Raw genomic sequence first — 20,434 nt, 5'->3', positions numbered from 1 at the left:
GCCGGCTGGCTTTGCAGTCGGCCCCGACGCGCCGCCCCCATCAAGGGGGTCCGGGGGGGATTATCCCCCCCGGCCGCCGGAGGCATTCTTCCCTCATGAGCCGCTACCCCGTTTCACTGCGCCGTGTCGGCGGTTATGACGCGTCCTGTCTCGATGCGCATGTGGCGGAGCTGTTCGAAGCCGTCGGCTGTCCCGTGGGTCGCGGCGACCGGGTGCTGGTCAAGCCCAATCTGGTGGCCCCGAAAAACACCGCCTTGTCGTGCAGCCATCCCCGCATCGTGCGCGCGGCCTGCCTGTTCGCCCTGTCGCGGGGGGCAGCGGTCATCGTGGCCGATTCCCCGGCCTTCGGCACCGGCCGCATCATGGCCCGGCTGGCCGGGCTGACCGAGGCGCTGGCCGACCTGCCCGTGGCCGTGGCGAGCCTGGATGGGCCGCGCCCCTTGCGCCTGGCCCACGGCGGGACCATCGGCGTCTCGGCCCTGGCCCTGGAGGCGGACCACATCCTCAATCTGGCCCGGCTCAAATGCCACGACCAGATGGGCCTGACCCTGGCCACGAAGAATTTTTTCGGCTGCGTGTGCGGCTTCCGCAAGTCGTTGGCCCACCAGCGCCTGGGCAAGGACAGGGCGACATTCGCCCGCATGATCCTCGACGTGCTGGCCACCCTGCCGCCGTCGACGTCGCTCCTTGACGGCATCGTGGCCATGCACAAGGCCGGCCCGGTCGGCGGCGAGGCCTTTCCGCTGGGCCTGCTCGGCGCGTCCGCCAGTCCCCTGGCCCTGGACACGGCCGTCTATGCGCTGCTGGGCCTCGCCCCGCAGGACGTGCCGCTCTGGGCCGAGGCGATGCGGCAAGGGCTTGGCGGCGTCCGGCCGGAAGACGTCGACTATCCCCTGGAGGGCCTGGCGGCCTTCGACGCGACCGGGTTCCGCACGCCCAAGGCCCTGGCAGCGCTCACCTTCGAGCCCAGGCGATTCGTCAAGGGACGGCTGCGCAGCCTCCTGGTGGGCCTGGGTCTCAGGCGTTGACACGCCGGCAAAGCCCTGTACCTTCCCGCCATGTCGCATCACGTGCGTTGCCGGCACATCGTCGCCGGCCAGGTCCAGGGCGTAGGATTTCGCCCTTTCGTCTACCGCTTGGCGACCGAGCTTGCCCTTGGCGGCAGCGTGCGCAACACGCCCGAGGGCGTGGTCATTGAGGTCGAGGGTGCGCCCGGGGCAGTGACGGCCTTCGGCGAGCGCCTGCCGGCGGAGATTCCGCCCCTGGCCCGGCTCACCCGCCACGCGGTCGAGGCCGTGCCGCCGCTCGGGGAGACGGCCTTTCGCATCGGCCACAGCGCAGCCGGGGCCGGCCACGACGTGCTGATAAGCCCGGACGTGGCCACCTGCCCGGACTGTCTGGCCGACATGGCCGATCCCACCAACCGGCGCTACCGGTATCCGTTCACCAACTGCACCAACTGCGGCCCCCGCCACACCATCACCCGAGCCATTCCCTACGACCGGGAAACGACCTCCATGGCCTGCTTCCCGCTGTGCCCGGACTGCGCCGCCGAATACGCCGATCCGGCCGACCGGCGCTTCCACGCCGAGCCCGTGGCCTGTCCGGCCTGCGGCCCCAGGGTCTGGCTGACCGACGCCTCGGGCGCGCGCCTGGCCGAAGGCGATGCGGCCATCACCGCCCTGGCGGATCGGCTGGCTCAGGGAGCCGTGGCCGCGGTCAAGGGCCTGGGCGGCTTTCATCTGGTGTGCGACGCCGCCGATGATGCCGCCGTGGCGGCCCTTCGCCGGCGCAAGGGCCGGCCGTCCAAGGCCCTGGCCGTGATGACGCCCGATCTTGCCGCCGCCGGCCGGCTGGCGCGCCTGGACGCCCGGGCCGAAGCGCTTCTTTCGGGAACCGTCCGCCCCATCGTGCTGGCCCCGGCCCGGCCGGGGAACGGCCTGTCGGAGGGGATCGCGCCGGACACCGACGAGATCGGGCTCATGCTGCCCTATACGCCGCTGCACCACCTGCTTCTGGCCGCCTACGCCGTTGCGGCCGGGCCGGACCGCCCCGCCGCCCTGGTCATGACCTCGGGCAACGCCGGCGGCGAGCCCATCAGACTCGGCAACCGCGAGGCGCTGGCGCGCCTGGGGCATATCGCCGACGTCTTTTTGCTGCACGACCGCGACATCCTCATCCGCACCGACGACTCGGTGGCCAGACCTCTTACGGTCGAAGAAGCGCCGGACGACGGTCCGGTCGCGCCCGTGCTCTTCCTGCGCCGCGCCCGGGGCTACGTGCCCTCTCCGGTGACGCTTCCCGTGTCCGGGCCGACGGTGCTCGGGCTCGGCCCCATGCTCAAGGCCACGCTGTGCCTGACCAAGGGCCGCGAGGCCTTCGTCAGCCAGCACGTGGGAGATCTGGAGAGCCTTGAAACCTTCGGCTTCTACCAGGAGACTATGGAGCATATGCGCGGCGTGCTGCGGGCGACCCCGGAGGCCTGCGTAGCCGACCTGCACCCGGACTATCCGAGCACGCGCCTGGCCCTGGAGCAGACGGACTGGCCGGTGCTGCGCCTGCAGCACCACGCCGCCCACATCTACGCCGTGCTGGCCGAGCACGGGCTTTGCGAGCCGGCGCTCGGGCTGGCCCTGGACGGCGTGGGGCTCGGCGAGGACGGCACGCTCTGGGGCGGGGAATGCCTGCTGGTCGATCCCGCGCGACGGCGCCACGAACGGCTGGCACATTTTTCGCCCATGCGCCTGCCCGGCGGGGACGCGGCCGTGCGCGAACCCTGGCGCACGGCCCAGGCCTGCGCCTTCGCCCTGGGGGAGAGGGCCGGCACGGGGCGCCCCTGGCCCTGGCTGGCCGGCCAGGAGAGCACTTCGAAGCTGGTGGGGAGCATGCTGGAGAAGGATTTCAACTGCCCGGTCACGACGAGCTGCGGCCGGCTGTTCGACGCCGTGGCCGCCGCCCTGGGGCTTTGCCGGCGCATCGACTACGAGGGCCAGGCCGCCATCCTGCTCGAGCGCGCCCAGGACATGGCCGAAACCGGTGCCTATGCCTGTCCCGTGGTGGCGGAAGCCATGCCTGTGCGTTTGGACACCCTGGCGCTTTTTTCCCAGGCCACGGAGGAGGCGGCGCGCGGCGAGCCGGTGGGGCGGGTGGCCCGGCGCTTTCATTTGGGCTTGGTGGCCGGCCTTGCCGCCATGGCGCGCCTGCTGGCCGACCGCACGGGCGTTCGGCGCGTGGCCCTCAGCGGTGGCGCGATGCAGAACCGGACCCTGGCGACGTTGTTGTCGCCGGCGCTTTCACGGCAGGGGCTTGTCCCTTTGGGGCATCGGGTCCTGCCTCCGAACGACGGCTGCATCAGTCTTGGCCAAGCCTTCTATGGCGTTTTGACGACACGAATGTAACATTTTTGGCGTATTTCTATTTCGTATTGGATATAATTATATATTCAATCAGTATATTATTCATTGACAATCCCGGTATGGACGCGTAATTCGTCCAATTGTCGACGACGTCCCCTGAACCTCGCCGATTTCACATTTGATTTTGCGGGGTTTGAAAATACTGCGACGCCGTGCGGAGAAAAAGCCCATCCCGCCTCTCGGACGAAAAGCACGCCTCCGGTTTGATGAACTCACGTCTTCTCACGTTCTGCAAGACATCACACCCACAGGTCGGCGAGGCGATCCCGGATTCGGATTGCGCCATGAGAAACCGTGTGCTTCCGGCGAAAACCGGTATCTGTTTTTTTGTATTCCAACGACACGACCGCACGAAGGACTTGTGCCTGACCATGCGATGCCAGTCTCTTTGACAAATATGCCAAACACACTGTGACAGAAAAAGTCAAACACGATACTACGAACAGTATTAACCATACTCAAACCAACAGTTATCGATACAACCTTGTGCATTCAAATAAAATGAACTGATATTGAGATTGTCAAACCAAGGAAGCTTGTGCTATCGGCTTGGAACAACCAGCATATCTGATGAGAAATAGAGAGGCGGATTCATCGACAATCTCTCTGTGCATCCTCTTGATATGGAAACTCGGAGCGTTGGAGGATTCATGACTGAAGTCAATACCCCCGAAACCAGCAACCGGTTCGATGAAGCTTTTGATCGCATCAAGAAGTCCACAGGCATGCGGACCCAGGTGGAAATCGCCAAGCTGCTCGACATCCGTCAGTCCAGCATCTCCGATGCCAAGCGCAGGCAATCGATCCCTGACAGCTGGCTGATCAAGCTGTACCAGATATACAACCTCAACCCGAACTGGATCATCGACGGCGAGACCCCCCAGTTTCTCGGCGAACAGCGCGGCGGAGCCCTTCAGGTCAGGGAAGGCGGCGACGCCTACGGCCGCAAGCCCAAGCACTACCAGATGCCCGTCAGCGCCATGTCCGCGCCGGACCAGGGCCAGGACGGCTGGAAGGAAAACGTCGTCGAGACCGTCACCGTCCCCGAGCAGTTCCATCGCCCCGCCCTGACCGTTGTGCGCATGGACGAGAACGACATGGAGCCGTTGATCGCCCGCGGAGCCTACGTCGGCATCGACAAGGAACGTCGGACCATCCGTTCCGGAGCCCTCTACGCCCTGGACATGCCTGTGGAAGGACTCGTCATCAAACGCTTGCTGCACGAGACGGAAAGCGGCCGCTTCATTTTGCGTTCGGAAAACCCGGCTTACACGGATCAGGCCCTGGCCGCCGAAACCGCCGTCGAACGCGTGATCGGCCGGGTGGTCTGGATCTTCCAGGAGATATGACCGCGCGTCACACTGTGACAATGGAAGATCGCATCCTCTGCGGGAGGCGTAGCGACGAGCCTCCCGCAGCCAAGCGCTGGGCGTGGCAATGATGCTGTTGGGATCGTGCTGTTCAATCGGAGCCGTACGCACGGAATCCTCACATTGACGCACTTTTCAAAGCGATGTAATCGGTTCAAAGAAACGTTAGGGAGTATAGATTTTTTATAGACTTACTTATTCAATTCGATAGCCCAATGCCGCGTTACAGGAGCTCCCGTGAAGCCAGACGCCTTTGAAGACGCCTATGCCCGGATTCAAGCAGCCACGCGCACGCGAACCCAGACTGAGATCGCCCATCTTCTTGGCATCAAGCAGTCCAGCATTTCCGACGCCAAAAAGAAAAATACGATACCCGACGGTTGGCTCGTCACCCTCTATCGTTCCCTAGGCCTCGAACCGGACTGGATACTCTACGGCCAGGAACCCATCTCCCGCCGGGAAGACTTCAGCCTCGGCGCGGCGGTGCGCGAACCTCTGGGCGACTACGCCGCCGCCCCGGCCAAGGCCACGGTGTTCGCCATGCAACCCACCGATCCCGAAACCGGAACCTGGCGACGCCATCCCCTGGAAACCATCCCCCTGTTCGACCGCCTCAAGCGCACCAACCTCCTCGTCGTCAAGATGGATTCCAGCAGCATGGAACCCGTCATCCGCCGCGACGCCTACGTCGGCATCGACGGCGACGACACGCGCCTGCGCAGCGGCGAGATTTACGCCCTGGACATCCCCGGCGAAGGCCTCGTCATCAAGCGCGTCGTCCGCGACCTGGAAGCGAAACGCCTGACCCTGCTCGCCGACAACCCGGCCCACCAGCCCCAGAACTTCCCCCTGGACAACCCCGGCATCACACCGGTCGGCAAGGCCGTCTGGATCATCCAGGAGATCTGACGCGCATCGGCTTCGCGACGACGCATAACCGCCCCTGGCGCCCTCGCCCGATCTCGTCGATTGTCCGCTCCTACCTCCCGGTCCGTCTGCTTTTGCGTCTCTCCATGTCCATAAATAAATTTATGGCATTGTATTTACATACATATAAAATATGTATATTGATCGGGGAAAATAGGGATATACATGGCTCAAGACGCACGACATCCTCTCCTTGCCCGTCTCAAGCTGGCCCTCCAAGCCAAAGGCGAAAGCAAGGCAGTCGACAGGCTTGAATTGGCGGCTCGGTATGCATCGCAAGGCCGTGAAGAGGACATCAGGTCTCTCGTCTTGCGTCACTGCCGGGAATACGGCATCGATCCGCGGATCATACTGGGTGAGGACGTCCTCTCCCACACCCCGGCACGCATCGTCATGATGCCGGTCTTCGCCATGGACGTCGTCCATCCGCGCACCGGGCGATGGGGGCTTCGCGAAATCGAACGCATCGCCCTGCTGTCGCGGCTGCTCGGTCCCACGCGCTTCCTCACCCGCATGGAAGGCCGCGCCCTGGAGCCCCGCATCCGGCATGGAGCCTATCTCATGGTGGACACGGCCCAGGATCTTCCGCCGGCGAAATCGCCCGACGACGCCTCCGCCGACGAGGCAGGCGTTCCCTTCGCCCTGGACATTCCCGGGGAAGGCCTGGTCGTGCGCCTGACCCGTTACATCGACGGCCGCGACAGCTTCGAGCTGGCGGCCTTGGACAGGGCCGTGCCGACGTTCGTCGTGCCCCGCGGCGAGGACGGCTGCCGCATCGTCGGCCGCGTGGTATGGGTGGCTCAGGAGCTCTGAGGCGGCCCCCTATTCTTCCCGGTCGTAGCGCCGGTTGCGCGGGTCGAAGCAGAACTGGCAACCCGGGGGCAGGAAAAGGCGCACGAGGGCCAATCCGGCCACGAACCCGCCGGCATGGGCCCAGAAGGCCACGCTGGCGGCGTCCCCGCCCGAGACCGAGCCGGTGAGCCCCGAAAGGAGCTGGATGAAAAACCAGATGCCGAGAAACACCACGGCCGGCAGCTCGATGATCCAGGGAATGACGATTATCGGAATGAGCGTCACCACCCGGGCTCGGGGAAACAGTCGGAAATACGCCCCCATCACCCCGGCGATGGCCCCCGAGGCCCCGATGACCGGCACCACGGCGTTCCAGTTGAAAAGAATGTGCGCGCCGGCGGCGACGAGTCCGCAAAGCACGTAGAAGACGGTGAAGCGCGCCGGTCCCAGCGCCTCCTCGACATTGTCGGAAAAAATCCACAACACCCACATGTTGAGCAGGAAATGGAGCCAGCCCCCGTGCAGGAACATGTAGGTGAAAAGGGACTCGTAACCGCCGTCGGGATAGCCCATGACGTGGGCGTAGGCCGGATCGGTGTAGCGCGCCGGCACCACGCCGTAGAGGTGCAGGAATTCGTAGAGCACCGGATCTGGCAGCAGCTTCTCGAACAGAAAGAGCAGCGTGCAAAGCCCGATGATGGTCCAGGTCACCAGCGGCCGGCGGGTGCTCGGCACGTTGTCGCGAAGGGGAATCACGCTCCCGTCCCGGTGCGGCTCTCGGGCTTGCCGGCGTAGCCGCGAGAAACGAGCCAGTCGAAGCGGGCCCGGACGTCCTCGCGGCGTAGCGCCTTGAGGAGCCTGAGCACCCCGACCGCCTTCGCGGCCAGTTCTTCGGGCCCGGCATCGTTGTCCAGGACCTGCCAGCAGCGGGCGAGCTTTTTCTCCTCGGGCCACTGCCAGCCGTCCATGCGCGCGGCGAGCTCCTCGGTCCAGCCCCGCCCCCGCGTCAGCCGCTCCCGCCGGACCCGCTCGGCGCAGCGCACCCCGACGACCAAGTCGGCCACGTCCTGGGCCGGCCAGCCCGATTCGAACAGCAGCGGCACCTCCGCGAAAACGGCCTTCGCCTGGCGGTTGGCCGCGTAGAAAGCCTCCATCTCGCCCCGCACCAACGGATGGATCAGGTCCATGACCTCCCGGCGCAGGCGTTCGCTGCCGAGGATGCCCTGAAGCAGCCACTGCTTGTCCACGCCGCCGTCCGGGCCCAGCGCCGCCTCGCCGAAGCGGCCGGCGAGCATGTGCGCCCCGCCGCCGCCCGGGGCGTAGAGGGCGGCCACGGCGGCGTCGGCGGAAAAGACCGGATGCCCGGCCGCGCCGAAAGCGGCCAGCAGCGTGGACTTGCCGCAGCCCGGCATGCCGACCACACCCACCCGCTGGGGCAGGCGGCCGAGCAGCAGCACCAGCCGCCAGAAATCCGGCGGCGGCGGACAGCGGAAGGAAAACTCCCGTCCCAGCGCCGGATGGCTGAAGGAGAGCTTCCAGGCATGGAGCATCTGCCGGCCGGCCAGCCGGCCGGCGGCGTCGCCCCGGCGCTTCCACAGGGAATGGGGCGTGGTCCCGTAGACCGCGTCGCCGACGATGGGGTGGCCCATGGCGGCCAGGTGTACCCGGATCTGGTGGGTGCGGCCGGTCATGATGTCCACCTCGAGCAGGCTGGCCGCCCCGTCCGGAGCGCTCCAGACCAGCCGCCAGCGGCTTCGCGCCTCGCGGCCGCCCTTGTGGACCACGGCCATCTTGTGCCGATGACGGGGATCGCGGCCGATGGGCAGGCGAATGTCGCCGCCCTCCCCCTCGGGCCGGCCGTGGACCAGGGCCAGGTAGGTCTTGCGCACGCGCCGGGCCGCGAAGTCGGCGGCCAGGGTGGCGCGCGCCGGCTCGGTCAGGGCCACGAGCAAAAGTCCGCTCGTGTCCTTGTCCAGGCGGTGGACGATGCCCGGGCGCTCGCCGCTCAAATCCCGAAGGGCCGGGAAATGGTGGAGCAGCCGGTTGACCAGCGTGCCCTCGGGCAGGCCCGGGGCCGGATGCACGGTGAGCCCGGCCGGCTTGTCGAGCACGAGCAGGTGTTCGTCGCGGTAGAGCACGCCGAGGCTCCCGGCCTCGGCCGGAGTTTCGCTCGGCCTTGCCGGCAGCACGATGGAGAGCTTCTCGCCGCCGCGCAGCTTGAGGCCGGCCTTGCGGCAGACCGCGCCGTCCACCGTGGCCAGACCCTCGTCGATGGCCGCCCGCACGCGCGAACGGCCGATGCTTTCCTCGGCCAGCCGGGAACACCAGAAAACGTCCAGGCGCGTGCCCGCCCCGCCGCCCTGTCCGGGCTCGAACACCGCCTCCCGCCGCATCGCCGCATCCGTCATGTCGTTTCGCCTCGAAACCGTTCCTGCGCCGTCCCGGCCGGAATCTCCGCCGGGACCGTCGCAATTGAGCATGGTTCGTTAATAGGTTAGGTTGTTTTCCTCCGTTTCGCCAGCCCAAAGGAGGCACCCATGCAGGCCGTGATCTTCGAGGGCGGAACCGTCCGCATGGAAATCCGCCCCGACCCCGTCCCCGGACCCGGCGAAGTGCGCGTCGCCGTGCGCCTGGCCGGCATCTGCAACACGGACGTCGAATTGTTGCGGGGTTACATGGGGTTTGCCGGCATCCCGGGCCACGAATTCGTCGGCGTGGTGGACGCCGCCCCGGAGCATCCCGAATTGCTCGGCCGCCGCGTCACGGCGGAGATCAACCTGGGCTGCGGCCGCTGCCACACCTGCCTGACCGCCGGCCCGCGCCACTGCCCGGACCGCACCACCCTCGGCATCGCCGGCAAGGACGGGGCCTTCGCCGAATACCTTACCATGCCGGCCTCCCTCGTTCACCCCATTCCCGAGGCGGTCGGCGACGCGGAAGCCGTGTTCATCGAACCCCTGGCCGCCGCCCTGGAGCCCGGGCAGCAACAACACCTCACGGCCGCGACCAGGCTGCTCGTCCTCGGCGACGGCAAGCTCGGCATCCTTTGCGCCTGCGCCCTGCGCCGGCTGTGCCCGGACCTCGTCCTGGCCGGCCGTCACGAGCGCAAGCTGGCCATCGCCGCCGCCCAGGGCGTGGCCGTGCGCCTCGCCGACGCGGCCGCCCTGCGCACGGAGTTCGGCCCCTTCGACGTGGTCGTCGAGGCCACGGGCCGCCCGGACGGGCTGGCCTTCGCCCTGGACCTCGTGCGGCCCGAAGGGACCGTGGTGCTCAAGACCACGACCTTCGCCCCCACGCCCCTCAACATGGCCCGGGTGGTGGTGGACGAGGTGCGCCTCGTCGGCTCGCGCTGCGGCGATTTCCGGCTGGCCGCCGCCTACTTGCGCGACGCTCTGGTGGACGTCCTGCCCCTGGTCGAGGCCGTGTTCCCCTTCGCCGCCTTTCCCGAGGCCCTGGCCGCCGCTTCGCGGCCCGGGGCCATGAAGGTGTTGGTGGAGTTCGGGCGGAGTTGAGAGGGGACGCCTCCGGCGGCCAGGAGGGGGTGCCCCCCTCCTGGACCTCCCCGATGGGGGGAGCTGTTACGCGTCGAAAAGGGACTTCTGAGTAGGGTTGGGCGTTGCGGCCTCGGCCAGGAGGGCCTGGAACGCCTCGGGATCGAGAACGCGAAGGCCGAGCGCCTGGGCCTTGGCCAGCTTGGAGCCCGGATCGGCCCCGGCCACCAGGTAGTCGAGCTTCTTCGACACCGCCGTCACCACCCGGCCGCCGGCCGCTTCCACCAGGGCTTGCGCCTTCTCCCGGGACATGTCCGGCAGCGTGCCGGTGAAAAGAAACTTCTTGCCGGCAAGCGCCGTGGCCGTGGCCGGTTGCGTCGGCTGCGGCGCGGCCACGGGCCACAGGCCGATTTCCTTGAACCGGCCGATGAGCGCGCGGTTGGCCGCATTGTCGAAAAATTCGCGGATCGAGCCCGCGACCTCCGGCCCGATGTCCGGCAGGGCGGTCAGCTCCTCGGCCGTGGCCGCGCCCAACGCGTCGAGGTCCGTGAAGTGCCCGGCCAGGGTGCGGGCCGTGCGCGTGCCCACCTGCCGGATGCCGAGCGCGGCGATGAGCTTGGCCAGGGTGGCGTTTCGCCTGGCCGCGTCCACGGCGGCCACGAAGTTGGCGGCGGATTTCTCGGCCATGCGCTCAAGGGGCAGCAGGTCCGCCTCGGTCAGGTCGAAGAGGTCGGCCGGCGTTTTGACCATGCCCTTGTCGATGAGCGATTCCACCCACTTGTGCCCCAGGCCCTCGATGTCCAGGCCCGACTTGGACACGAAATAGGCGATGCCCCGGCGCAGCATGGCCGGGCAGGCGATGTTCACGCAACGCCAGGCCGCCTCCCCTTCGGCGCGCACGGCCTGGGAGCCGCACGACGGGCAGACGTGGGGGAAGACGTATTCCCCGGCCTGCGCCGGCCGCTTTTCCGTCACGACACGCACCACCTCGGGTATGACGTCCCCGGCCCGGCGCACCACCACCGTGTCGCCCTCGCGCAGGTCCTTGGCCTTGATCTCGTCCTCGTTGTGGAGCGTGGCCCGCGACACCGTGACCCCGGCCAGGGACACGGGCGCGAGGATGGCCACCGGGGTGAGCACGCCGGTGCGGCCCACCTGGACCTCGATTCGCTCGAGCACCGTCTCGGCCTCGTGGGCGGGGAATTTGAGCGCCACGGCGAAGCGCGGAGCCCGGTCCGTGAAGCCCAGCGCCTGCTGCAAGGCCAGGCTGTCCACCTTGACCACCATGCCGTCGATCTCGAAGGGCAGTTCCTGGCGGCGCAGGCCCAGGGCCGTGAAGGCCGGGTAGACCTCGGCCTCGCCGACCACCGTGCCCTCCTTGGCCACGGGCAGTCCCAGGCCGGCCAGGCCATGCATGACCCCGGAATGGGTCGCCCAGCCCGGATCGGCCCCGCCGAAATCGAACGTGCCCACGCCGTAGGCGAAAAAAGTGAGCGGTCGGGTGGCGGACACGGCCGAATCGAGTTGGCGCACCGAGCCGGCGGCGGCGTTTCGCGGGTTGGCGAAGACCTTGCCCCCCTGCTCACGCTGGCGCTCGTTGAGTTCGTAGAAATCCTGGCGGGTCATGACCACCTCGCCGCGCACCTCGAGCAGCGCCGGCACGGGAAGGCCGCTTCGGGAGGCATGGGGCCGCAGGTCGAGCGGCACGTTTTTGACCGTGCGCACGTTTTCCGTCACGTCCTCGCCCGTCTCGCCGTCGCCGCGCGTGAGCGCCCCTGCATAAACGCCGTTCTCGTAGATGATCTCCAGGGCCAGGCCGTCGAATTTGGGATCGACCCAAAACGTCTTTTCAAACGCCACGCCTTCCTTCTCCAGCTTGTTGGCGGCGCGGCCGACGAAATCGAGCCATTCGGCCTCGGTCATGGCGTTGTCCAGGCTGTACATGCGCAGCCTGTGGGGCCGGGCTGTGAAGGCGGGCAGGACCTTGCCGCCCACGCGCCTGGTCGGCGAATTGGGGTCGTCCAGCTCGGGATGGGCCGCCTCCAGTTCCTTGAGCCGCCGGTAAAGGACGTCGTAGGCCGCGTCCTCGATGTCCGGATCGTCCAGGACGTAGTAGCGGTGGTCGTGATAATGAATTTTTTCGCGCAGTTCCCGAAGTTCCCTGGCAGCGTCCCGTTGCTCGCTCATGCATCCCCTTCCTTGTCGCGTTCGCCGCCGGGGTCGTGGCGGGCCAACCAGATGGCCTTTTTGCGCAGGTCGGTCAACAGCCGGTTGCGCTGTTCGCGGCGCAGGCGCCTCACGTCGCCGGCGTCGTACTTGCCTTGCAGCTTTTGCATGTTGCCGTGGGCATTGGCTCCGGCCGCCCGCCGCCGGGCGGCGTCGCCGCCGCTGGCGCGCAGGTGCCCCACGGCCAGATGCCCCTGGCAGACGGCGAAGCTCCCCGCCAGGGCGGCGCGCAGGTCGCGGTCGAAATCGTCGAACTGGGACGGGGAAAAGCGGATGTCGAAATCGCCGCCGTCCGCCAGGGCCTTGGTCGGAAAGAGATGACAACAGCCCGTGACCGACACGGCCGGCCGGCAGTAGGCGAATTGCCCCACGTCCGGGGCTTGCAGTTGCAAGTCCGAGGCGGCGATGCCCTCGCCCGGGCCGGCCGGCTCCACGTGGAACTCGGCGGCTTGCAGCGCGGCCGGGCGTCCGGCGTCGTGGACGCGGCAGCCGTAGACCCCGGCCTGGGGGTAGGCGGCCACGGCCGCGCCGAAGCGCAAAGCCCAGTCGCGGGGCAGGCTCGCGTCGTCGTCCACGTAGGCGGCGAAATCGCAAGCCAGCACCTCGGGCAAATGCTTGAGCCAGTTGCGCCCGGCCGGCGCGCCCACGTTGACCGGCGCGCCAAGGGCCGTGAAGCGCCCGGGCCCGAGCCGGGCGGCGAAGGCGGCCAGGACGTCCGGCGTGGCGTCGGTGGAGCCGTTGTCCAGGGCGAAAATGTGGAAATCCGGCAGGTCGCCGGCCAGAATCCCTTCCAGGGTCCGGCCGAGTTCCCCGGCCTTGTTCCAGGAATAGAGCAGGATGGCCAGCCGGCCGGGCAGCGGCGTCAGGGCGGCGTCCCGGCCCCGGAGCAGGTCGTGCAGGGAAAGGAGCGTCTGAGCGCACCAGGGATATCGGCCAAGGAAACCCCGCAGGGCCGCCAAGCCGGCCTCGCGCCCGTCCAGGCGAAGCGCGGCCCGGGCGCGCAGGAAAGCCAGCCCGGGCGTGAGCGGCCCGGCGGGCAGGCTCTCGCGCCAGGTGGCGATGCGCTCCCCGTCCCCGGCGGCCAGGGCGGCCAAGCCGGCCAGCCGCGAAGCCAGGGGCGTGGCCAAAGCGGGGTGTCCGGCCTCCAGACGCCGGCAAAAGCCTTCCCAGTCGCCCGTGCGGCCGGCCTCGGCCAGGGCGGCGCGCCAGTCCGGGCCAAGGCCCTCCCCGCTGGCCAGACGCAAAGCGGCCAGGGCGTCCGGCGGCAGGCCCGCCCCAACCTGGCCGGCCAGGGCCAGGATGCCCTGAGCCAGGGCGGCGTTGCCCGGGTCCAGGTCGAAGGCCAGAAGCGACAGTTCCAGCCCCAGCCGGGCCAGGAGCGCTCCCTGCGCGCCGGCTTCCGGCGCGGCGCGAAGGGCGGCCAGCCCGGTCTGCGCCGCCTGCTTGCGGCCGAAGACCCCGGCCAGCAGCCGGTCGGCCACGGCTTCGGGCAGGGCGTCGAACACCGGCGGCAGGAAGAAGTCGTAGGGTCCCATGACCGGCTCCTAAGGATTTTCCGCTTCCACCGTCTCGGCCTGCCAGGCCTCCAGGCGCTCCCGGTAGCCCGGTCCCAGGCGCGCGGAAAGGTAAGCGGCCTCGGCCCGGGCGGCGGCTTCCAGGAATCCCGGCTCGGCCCGGGCGGAAGTGTGGTGGCGGTGGCGCACGGTCAGGCCGTGGTCCACCACGAGCTTGTATCCGGCCTGGTGCAGGCGCACGGCCAGCCAGACGTCCACGCCGTAGCCCCGGGGGTTGTCCGCCGCGTCGAGCCCGCCTACCGCCTCCAGGGCGTCGAGGGAGACCAGGGGCGCGACCCCGTCCATGACGCGCACCAGCCGGAAGTCGCCGCCCGGCCGCGCCACCATCTGCGGATGGTAGGGGCTGGCCTCGAAGGCCGGCGAAAAGCAGCCCACCGGCCCGAGCGTCGCTTCGAGTCTGGCCAGCCGGCCCAGGGCCCGGCCGAGGTAGGGAGGGCGCGAGGTGAAGACGATGTCGTTGTTTAAAAACCACAGGTGCGTGCGCCCCATGTCCCGGGCGGCCCGGACGGCCAAATCGAAGGCCCCGGCCCAGAAGCGGTTTTCCGGCAGCCGGGTCCAGGCCCCGGCGTAGGGTTCGGGCGCGGCGTTGTCCAGCACCAGCACGGGCAGGCCGGCGGCGCTCGCCTCGGGCAGGAGCTGTTCGTGCAGGCGGCGGGTCAGGCTGGGGGCGCCGTAATGGAGAATGACCGCCAGGGCGCGGGCGAGGTCGCGGGTCAAAGGATTTCCTGGAGGCTGTCGAGGTTCTCCCGGCTGCCCACCAGGATCATGGTGTCGCCGGCCTCCAGCACGGCTTGGGGCTGGGGGTTGAAGATCATTTCGCCGCCCGCCTTCTTGATGGCGATGACGATGAGATTGAAGCGCGGCCGCAGGGCCGCGTCGATGAGGTTCTGATTCGCTATCTCCGACTGTTCGGTGAGTTGCAGTTCTTCCATCTGCAGATCGATGGCCCCTCCCCGCCCGGCCAGCTCCAGGAAGCTGGTGACCGTGGGGCGCAATACGGACTGGGCCATGCGCACGCCGCCGTAGAGGTGGGGCACGAGCACCTGGTCGGCCCCGGCCCGCTCCAGGCGCTGGGTGTGGCCCTGGGCGTCGGCTCGGGCCACGATGCGGACGGTGGGGTTGAGCTGACGGGCGGTGAGCGTCACGTAGACGTTGGCCGCCTCCTGGGTCAGGGCGGCGACGAGGGTCTTGGCCCGCATGAGCCCGGCGGCCAGCAGGGTCTCGTCGGCCGTGGCGTCGCCCTGCACGTAGGGGATGCCCTGCTCGTCCAGGGCGCGGATCACTTCGGGGTTGTTTTCCACGATGACCGCGGCCACGTTCTCGGCCAGGATCTCCCGGGCGACGACCGCGCCGATGCGGCCGAAGCCGCAGATGATGACATGGTCGCTCAAGCTGTCGATGATTTTTTGCATGCGCCGCCTCCCGAGAAACTGTTGCAGCCGGCCCTCCACCAGCACCTGGGTGAAGGTGCCGACCAGGTAGGCGAAGGTGCCGACGCCCGAGACGATGAGCAGCATGGTGAGGATGCGGCCGTCCCGGGTCAGAGGGTAGACTTCCTGGAAACCTACCGTGGAAAGGGTGATGACGACTTGGTAGAGGCTGTCGAAGAAGCTCCAGCCCTCCACCTGCATGTAGCCGAGCACGCCCAGGCAGAAGACCATGGCGAGCGCCACGAAACCGCCGATGAGCGGTCCCCACGACCCCAGGCGGTGGTGCAGCCGCACCGCCCGCCCGTGCAGGCGCAGGATGCGGCCGGAGCCGTGGGCGTTCATCTTTAGTCCAGCTCCAGAAGCCGCGCCCGCAAGGCGGCTACGCGGTCGCGCAGTTCCGCCGCCTTTTCGAATTCCAGGGCCTTGGCCGCCTCGCGCATTTCCCGCTCCAGCATCTTGATCTTTTTTTCCAGGCCCTTGCGCGACATGCCGTCGCCGTATGCCGAAACTTCCTCGTGCACGGCGGCGCGCGTTCCCGAAGCCGGCGCGCCATAGCCGCCGGCCGGAGCGTAGCCGCCCGAGCCCTTGCCCGAGGCTTCGGCCCCCTGGCCGTACAGGCTGTCCAGCACGCTGTCCATGCTCTTGATGATCGTGCGCGGCACGACGCCGGACTCGCGGTTGGAGGCTTCCTGCTTCTCGCGCCGCCTGGACGTCTCTTCCATGGCCGCGCGCATGGAGCCCGTGACCACGTCGGCGTACAGGATGACCTGGCCGCCGACGTTGCGGGCCGCCCGGCCGAAGGTCTGGATGAGCGAGCGCGCGGAGCGCAGGAATCCTTCCTTGTCCGCGTCCAGGATGGCCACCAGGGACACTTCCGGGATGTCCAGGCCCTCGCGCAGCAGGTTGATGCCGACCAGCACGTCGAATTCGCCCTGGCGCAGGGACTTGATGATGGCCACGCGCTCCAGGGTGTCGATGTCCGAGTGCAGGTAGCGGGCGCGCACGCCCATGGAGTTGAAATACTGGTTGAGCTCCTCGGCCATGCGCTTGGTCAGCGTGGTGACGAGCACGCGCTCGCCGGCGGCCGCCCTGGCCCGGCACTCGGCCATGAGGTCGTCCACTTGGCCCTTGGTCGGACGCACTTCCACCTCGGGGTCGAGCAGCCCCGTGGGCCGGATGATCTGCTCCACCACCACGCCCTCGCTGCGCCTGACCTCCCAGTCCCCGGGCGTGGCCGAGACGTAAACCGCCTGGCCGATGCGGCCCATGAACTCCTCGAAATTGAGCGGCCGGTTGTCCAGGGCCGAGGGCAGGCGGAAGCCGAAATCCACCAGCGTCTGCTTGCGCGAGCGGTCGCCGGAGTACATGCCGCCGATCTGCGGCACGGTGATGTGGGACTCGTCCACGAACAGGATGAAGTCCTCTGGAAAATAGTCGAGGAGCGTGTAAGGGGGCTCTCCGGCCTTTCTGCCGTCGAGGTGGCGCGAATAGTTCTCGATGCCGTTGCAGTAGCCGAGCTCCTCGATCATCTCCAGGTCCTGCATGGTGCGCATTTCCAGGCGCTGGGCGGCCAGCAGGTCGTTGGCGTTTTTCAGCTCGGTCAGGCGCAGGCGCAGTTCCTCGCGGATGTCGGCCACGGCGCGGCTCAGGTTGTCGCGGTCGGACACGTAGTGGCTGGCCGGGAAGACGATGGCCTTTTGCATGGAGCCGAGCACCTCGCCGGTCAGCGGATCGGTCTCCAGGATGGCTTCGAGCTCGTCGTCGAAGAACTCCAGGCGCAGGGCGCGGTCGCGGCTGTAGGCCGGGATGAGCTCGATGACGTCGCCGCGCACCCGGAACACGCCCCGGTGGAAGTCGTAGTCGTTGCGCTCGTACTGGATCTCCACCAGCCGGGCCAGCACGGCCTCCATGCCGGTCTTCTCGCCGACGGCGAGGGTGAGCACCATGCGCTCGTAGTAGTCGCGCGAGCCCAGACCGTAGATGCAGGACACCGAGGCCACGATGAGCACGTCGCGCCGGGTGAGCAGGGAGTGGGTGGCGGCGTGGCGCAGCTTGTCGATGTCGTCGTTGATGGACGCGTCCTTCTCGATGTACGTGTCCGTGCGCGGCAGGTAGGCTTCCGGCTGGTAGTAGTCGTAATAGCTGACGAAATACTCCACGGCGTTATGGGGGAACAGTCCCTTGAACTCGCTGTAGAGCTGGGCGGCCAGGGTCTTGTTGGGGGCCATGACCAGGGCCGGGCGGCCCAGCCGGGCCACGACCTGGGCCATGGTGAAGGTCTTGCCCGTGCCCGTGGCGCCGAGCAGCACCTGGCTCGGCACGCCCTGGGACAGGTTGGCGGCCAGTTCGTCTATGGCCCGGGGCTGGTCGCCCTGGGGAACGTATTCGGATTCCAACTGGAAAAGCATGGTGTTTTCTTGTACATCCCTGTGCGGCGCAACGAAAGCGAAAAACCCGAGGCGTCCGCGACGGCGCGCATGCCGCGCCGCGGCCGCGGACAGCCGTGACGGGCAAGGAGACGCTCATGGAAATCGACGTCGTTCCGGCGGATTTCAACCTTCCCGTGGACCGGGCCTGGACCGTGTCCATGGTGATCAAAAGCTTCAAGGGCCGCAAGGACGTCACCGTCCACCTTTTCCGCTCCGCCTGGGATCCGGAAGAGGAGGAAATCTACGACTGGGACGTCCTCACCGGCGATCCGGTGCAGCCGGACCTGCCGGTCAGCTACGAAAGCTGCCGCCGCATCCTGCTCGAGGCCTTCACCGAGGAGGAGCGCGACGCGCTCGTGGAGTACCTCAAGACCCGGTACCAGGACAAGCTGTCGGAAATCCACGCCTGCGCCCTGAACTTCCCCATTCCCCTGGGCCTGACCGCCCTGTCGGAACTGACCGAAGGCAAGGACATCGGCTTCATCCACTTCGACAAGATCCCCAACTACACCCTGCCCTTTGCGGTGCGGGGGTATTTCGATCTGAGCCAGCACAAGCCGATCATCGAGGGGTTGGACTAGCAAGCCGGCCTCGCCGACCGCATCCCAAAGACAGACCGGGGCCGCGCGCCGGCCCCTTGGAGCGCTTATGCAAAGCGTGTGCGTTTTCTGCGGTTCCTCGTCCGGGTTCGATCCCGCCTATGTCGATACGGCCGTGGCCCTGGGCCGGCTGCTGGCCGCCGAGGGGCTGACGCTGGTCTACGGCGGGGCCTGCGTGGGGCTCATGGGCGCGGTGGCCGACGCGACGCTGGCCGCCGGGGGCAAGGCCATCGGCGTGTTGCCGGACTTTCTGCGCCGCAAGGAGCTGGCCCACCCGAAGCTCACGGAGCTGCATGTGGTTTCCTCCATGCACGAGCGCAAGGCGCGCATGGCCGAGCTGGCCGACGGGTTCGTCGCCCTGCCCGGCGGCATGGGCACGCTGGAGGAATTCTGCGAGATCATCACCTGGGCGCAACTGGGGCTGCACAAGAAGCCCTGCGGCCTGCTCAACGTGCACCACTACTACGACGCGCTGCTGGATTTCGTCTCCCGCATGGCCGAGGAAGGCTTTCTCAAGGAGGCGCACAAGGGGCTGGTGCTGTCCAACGACGCGCCCGAGGGCCTGCTCGCGGACATGCGGGCCTTCGAGCCGGTTCGCGTGGAGAAATGGGTGGACAGGAAGGAGAAGGCGTAGCCATGGCCACTCCGGAGCCGAAGCGCCCGCGCTCCACGCAGCCCGACTTCACGCCGCCGACCGCATTCGCCGACGCGGCGGCGGAACTGGCCTACTACAAGGACGAATGCCGCCGCCTCAAGGCCATCATCGCCTTGCAGAAGCAGAAGATCAGGAAGCTGGTGACGCAACGGAACGGCAGGGCATGAAGCGACGATCGGGCCTTCGAGCCGCTTCGCGCGGAAAAATGGGTGGACAGGAAGGAGAAGGCCTGAGCATACTGATCCGGCACAAGCCGGCCGACCATGGCCGGAAACTCCCGAACACCCCGAGCCTCCCCAGGAATCTTCGATGATCGCCTTTTTTTTGTGCTCGTTTCTGCTCCTGGCCGTGGAAGGATTCGCCGGCAGCGAATGCGCCAGGGCGGCGAGCGACCAGCCGTGCGTCAACTACACGATCTCCTTCCCGACGGCTTCGCTGCAACACGATGGCCTCGTCTATCTCGACGACGTCGTCATCGGCAACGTCACGGCGGCGGACCAGGCGGACAAGCGGACGAACGTCCCGGTCTGCATCGAGCAGCCATACAAGAAGCTCATCGAGCAGGGGACCCTCGCCTACGTCACCAAGAACAGGATCAGCATCTACAACGTCTGGTCGTCGGGAACGAAGCTCCCCGAGCATGGCGTCATCGAAGGCTTTTCGAGCAAGGGCGCCCTCTACGCCCATGAACTGAAATCGCTCGGCCACATGGCGTTGCGCTTCTTCGGCCTGCGCGAGAAGCAGCAATAGCCTCCGCCTACGCGCCCTCCCGCCACGTCCCCGCTTCGCCGCCGGATTCCCGGGCGATCTCCAGGCGCTTGAGGAATTCGAAGCGCCGCACCTCCACCGCGCCGAAACGGCACAAATGCCCCGTGGTCTGCTGGCAGTCGACGAAATGGTAATCCATGGCCGCCAGACGGCGGCACAGGGTCACGAAGGCGGCCTTGGAGGCGTCGGTGACGACGTGGAACATGGATTCGCCGAAAAAGGCCTTGCCGATAGCCACGCCGTAGGCTCCGCCGACGAGGACGCCGTCCTGCCAGGCCTCGACGCTGTGGGCGTAGCCGGCCTCGTGCAGCCGCTCGTAGGCCTCTATCATCTCCGGAACGATCCAGGTGCCGTCGCCCACGGCCCGGGCCGCCGTGGCGCAGCCCCGGATGACGCCGCCGAAATCCGCGTCGCAGGTCAGGCGGAACTTGCCCGAGCGCAAGGTCCGCTCCAGCCGGTGCGACACGTACACCTGGCCGGGGAACAGGATGGGCCTGGGGTCCGGCGACCACCACAGGATGGGGCTCTCCTCGTCGTACCAGGGGAAGATGCCCCGCCGGTAGGCGGCCAGCAGCCGCTCCGGGCGAAGGTCGCCGCCCACGGCCAGGAGCCCCCCGGGCTCGGCCAGGCCCGGCCGGGGAAAAAGCGTCGGCTCCTCCGTCAAATAAAACACCGGCATACATCACCACACACTGACAGTATCTCCATTTTTCCCCACCCCCTCATGCGTCGGGGGGGGGGGGGGGGGGGGGGGGGG

The 20,434-nt window shown here is 67.9% G+C and carries 18 protein-coding genes; 10 read left to right on the top strand and 8 right to left on the bottom strand.

Annotated elements, in window-relative coordinates; translation table 11 throughout:
* The first annotated feature begins 95 nt into the window (after positions 1-95).
* From Q1K70_RS13555 to Q1K70_RS13535, 5 genes are all read left to right on the top strand, one after another.
* The gene (locus Q1K70_RS13555) at positions 96-1,028 is read left to right on the top strand and encodes a DUF362 domain-containing protein (protein WP_300160624.1); all 933 of its coding nucleotides are present in this window, start codon (positions 96-98) and stop codon (positions 1,026-1,028) included.
* Positions 1,029-1,058: 30 nt separating this feature from the next.
* On the top strand, positions 1,059-3,398 hold the full coding sequence (hypF, locus tag Q1K70_RS13550) for a carbamoyltransferase HypF (protein ID WP_300160622.1): 2,340 nt from the start codon (positions 1,059-1,061) through the stop codon (positions 3,396-3,398).
* 668 nt (positions 3,399-4,066) lie between these two features.
* Entirely contained in the window at positions 4,067-4,765 is a 699-nt protein-coding gene (locus Q1K70_RS13545) for a S24 family peptidase (RefSeq protein ID WP_300160620.1), read from the top strand.
* Between the two features lie 258 nt (positions 4,766-5,023).
* On the top strand, positions 5,024-5,695 hold the full coding sequence (locus Q1K70_RS13540; protein WP_300160617.1) for a S24 family peptidase: 672 nt from the start codon (positions 5,024-5,026) through the stop codon (positions 5,693-5,695).
* A 327-nt stretch (positions 5,696-6,022) separates the two neighbouring features.
* Positions 6,023-6,526, top strand: coding sequence for a S24 family peptidase (locus tag Q1K70_RS13535; RefSeq protein WP_300160614.1), 504 nt, complete (start codon positions 6,023-6,025; stop codon positions 6,524-6,526).
* Between the two features lie 9 nt (positions 6,527-6,535).
* Here Q1K70_RS13535 and Q1K70_RS13530 read toward each other — a convergent pair whose 3' ends face one another.
* Both Q1K70_RS13530 and coaE read right to left on the bottom strand, forming a co-directional pair.
* Positions 6,536-7,261, bottom strand: a complete 726-nt coding sequence (locus Q1K70_RS13530; RefSeq protein ID WP_300160611.1) for a rhomboid family intramembrane serine protease — start codon at positions 7,259-7,261, stop codon at positions 6,536-6,538.
* Positions 7,258-8,913, bottom strand: coding sequence for a dephospho-CoA kinase (coaE, locus tag Q1K70_RS13525; protein ID WP_300160608.1), 1,656 nt, complete (start codon positions 8,911-8,913; stop codon positions 7,258-7,260). The genes Q1K70_RS13530 and coaE overlap by 4 nt, the downstream gene beginning before the upstream one ends.
* A gap of 129 nt (positions 8,914-9,042) precedes the next feature.
* Between coaE and Q1K70_RS13520 the strand changes: the two genes are divergently transcribed.
* Positions 9,043-10,017 carry an alcohol dehydrogenase catalytic domain-containing protein gene (locus Q1K70_RS13520; protein ID WP_300160605.1) on the top strand — a complete coding sequence of 325 codons (975 nt, stop codon included), beginning with the start codon at positions 9,043-9,045 and terminating at the stop codon, positions 10,015-10,017.
* 66 nt (positions 10,018-10,083) lie between these two features.
* Here the strand turns inward: Q1K70_RS13520 and ligA are convergent, their stop codons facing one another.
* From ligA to uvrB, 5 genes are read right to left on the bottom strand one after another with little or no spacing between them, the layout of a single operon-like run.
* A complete protein-coding gene (gene ligA, locus Q1K70_RS13515) occupies positions 10,084-12,183 on the bottom strand; it encodes an NAD-dependent DNA ligase LigA (RefSeq protein WP_300160602.1) in 2,100 nt (699 codons plus the stop codon).
* Positions 12,180-13,757, bottom strand: coding sequence for a glycosyltransferase (locus Q1K70_RS13510; protein WP_300160599.1), 1,578 nt, complete (start codon positions 13,755-13,757; stop codon positions 12,180-12,182). The genes ligA and Q1K70_RS13510 overlap by 4 nt, the downstream gene beginning before the upstream one ends.
* A 9-nt stretch (positions 13,758-13,766) precedes the next feature.
* Positions 13,767-14,513, bottom strand: a complete 747-nt coding sequence (locus tag Q1K70_RS13505) for a hypothetical protein (protein ID WP_300160597.1) — start codon at positions 14,511-14,513, stop codon at positions 13,767-13,769.
* Positions 14,510-15,568 (bottom strand): TrkA family potassium uptake protein, encoded by a 1,059-nt coding sequence (locus Q1K70_RS13500; RefSeq protein WP_300160595.1) that lies wholly within the window; start codon positions 15,566-15,568, stop codon positions 14,510-14,512. Before Q1K70_RS13500 ends, Q1K70_RS13505 begins: the two co-directional genes overlap by 4 nt.
* Positions 15,569-15,570: 2 nt before the next feature.
* A complete protein-coding gene (gene uvrB / locus Q1K70_RS13495) occupies positions 15,571-17,634 on the bottom strand; it encodes an excinuclease ABC subunit UvrB (RefSeq protein WP_300160592.1) in 2,064 nt (687 codons plus the stop codon).
* A 116-nt stretch (positions 17,635-17,750) separates the two neighbouring features.
* Between uvrB and Q1K70_RS13490 the strand changes: the two genes are divergently transcribed.
* The 4 genes from Q1K70_RS13490 to Q1K70_RS13475 all read left to right on the top strand — a co-directional run bounded on the left by Q1K70_RS13490 (position 17,751) and on the right by Q1K70_RS13475 (position 19,659).
* Positions 17,751-18,236, top strand: coding sequence for a hypothetical protein (locus tag Q1K70_RS13490; protein ID WP_300160589.1), 486 nt, complete (start codon positions 17,751-17,753; stop codon positions 18,234-18,236).
* A 67-nt stretch (positions 18,237-18,303) separates the two neighbouring features.
* The gene (locus tag Q1K70_RS13485) at positions 18,304-18,888 is read left to right on the top strand and encodes a TIGR00730 family Rossman fold protein (RefSeq protein WP_300160586.1); all 585 of its coding nucleotides are present in this window, start codon (positions 18,304-18,306) and stop codon (positions 18,886-18,888) included.
* A 2-nt stretch (positions 18,889-18,890) separates the two neighbouring features.
* Positions 18,891-19,076, top strand: coding sequence for a hypothetical protein (locus tag Q1K70_RS13480; protein ID WP_300160584.1), 186 nt, complete (start codon positions 18,891-18,893; stop codon positions 19,074-19,076).
* A gap of 142 nt (positions 19,077-19,218) precedes the next feature.
* Positions 19,219-19,659 carry a hypothetical protein gene (locus Q1K70_RS13475; RefSeq protein WP_300160581.1) on the top strand — a complete coding sequence of 147 codons (441 nt, stop codon included), beginning with the start codon at positions 19,219-19,221 and terminating at the stop codon, positions 19,657-19,659.
* 7 nt (positions 19,660-19,666) lie between these two features.
* Here Q1K70_RS13475 and aat read toward each other — a convergent pair whose 3' ends face one another.
* Positions 19,667-20,356: a leucyl/phenylalanyl-tRNA--protein transferase gene (gene aat / locus Q1K70_RS13470; protein ID WP_300160578.1), complete on the bottom strand. Its 690-nt coding sequence runs from the start codon at positions 20,354-20,356 to the stop codon at positions 19,667-19,669.
* Between the last annotated feature and the right edge of the window lie 78 nt (positions 20,357-20,434).

It is taken from the genome of Solidesulfovibrio sp. (genome assembly GCF_029978005.1).
Lineage (GTDB): Bacteria > Desulfobacterota > Desulfovibrionia > Desulfovibrionales > Desulfovibrionaceae > Solidesulfovibrio.
Note: the sequence above shows the minus strand (reverse complement) of the source record. Positions and strands in the feature narration are given on the sequence as shown.

Bases quoted from the DNA above. Each gene is read 5' to 3' on its own strand.
- Q1K70_RS13500 (WP_300160595.1), bottom strand. From the start codon at position 15,568: ATGAACGCCCACGGCTCCGGCCGCATCCTGCGCCTGCACGGGCGGGCG.
- uvrB (WP_300160592.1), bottom strand. From the start codon at position 17,634: ATGCTTTTCCAGTTGGAATCCGAATACGTTCCCCAGGGCGACCAGCCC.
- Q1K70_RS13520 (WP_300160605.1), top strand. From the start codon at position 9,043: ATGCAGGCCGTGATCTTCGAGGGCGGAACCGTCCGCATGGAAATCCGC.
- Q1K70_RS13490 (WP_300160589.1), top strand. From the start codon at position 17,751: ATGGAAATCGACGTCGTTCCGGCGGATTTCAACCTTCCCGTGGACCGG.
- Q1K70_RS13555 (WP_300160624.1), top strand. From the start codon at position 96: ATGAGCCGCTACCCCGTTTCACTGCGCCGTGTCGGCGGTTATGACGCG.
- Q1K70_RS13485 (WP_300160586.1), top strand. From the start codon at position 18,304: ATGCAAAGCGTGTGCGTTTTCTGCGGTTCCTCGTCCGGGTTCGATCCC.
- Q1K70_RS13510 (WP_300160599.1), bottom strand. From the start codon at position 13,757: ATGGGACCCTACGACTTCTTCCTGCCGCCGGTGTTCGACGCCCTGCCC.
- hypF (WP_300160622.1), top strand. From the start codon at position 1,059: ATGTCGCATCACGTGCGTTGCCGGCACATCGTCGCCGGCCAGGTCCAG.
- Q1K70_RS13545 (WP_300160620.1), top strand. From the start codon at position 4,067: ATGACTGAAGTCAATACCCCCGAAACCAGCAACCGGTTCGATGAAGCT.
- Q1K70_RS13480 (WP_300160584.1), top strand. From the start codon at position 18,891: ATGGCCACTCCGGAGCCGAAGCGCCCGCGCTCCACGCAGCCCGACTTC.
- Q1K70_RS13475 (WP_300160581.1), top strand. From the start codon at position 19,219: ATGATCGCCTTTTTTTTGTGCTCGTTTCTGCTCCTGGCCGTGGAAGGA.
- ligA (WP_300160602.1), bottom strand. From the start codon at position 12,183: ATGAGCGAGCAACGGGACGCTGCCAGGGAACTTCGGGAACTGCGCGAA.
- coaE (WP_300160608.1), bottom strand. From the start codon at position 8,913: ATGACGGATGCGGCGATGCGGCGGGAGGCGGTGTTCGAGCCCGGACAG.
- aat (WP_300160578.1), bottom strand. From the start codon at position 20,356: ATGCCGGTGTTTTATTTGACGGAGGAGCCGACGCTTTTTCCCCGGCCG.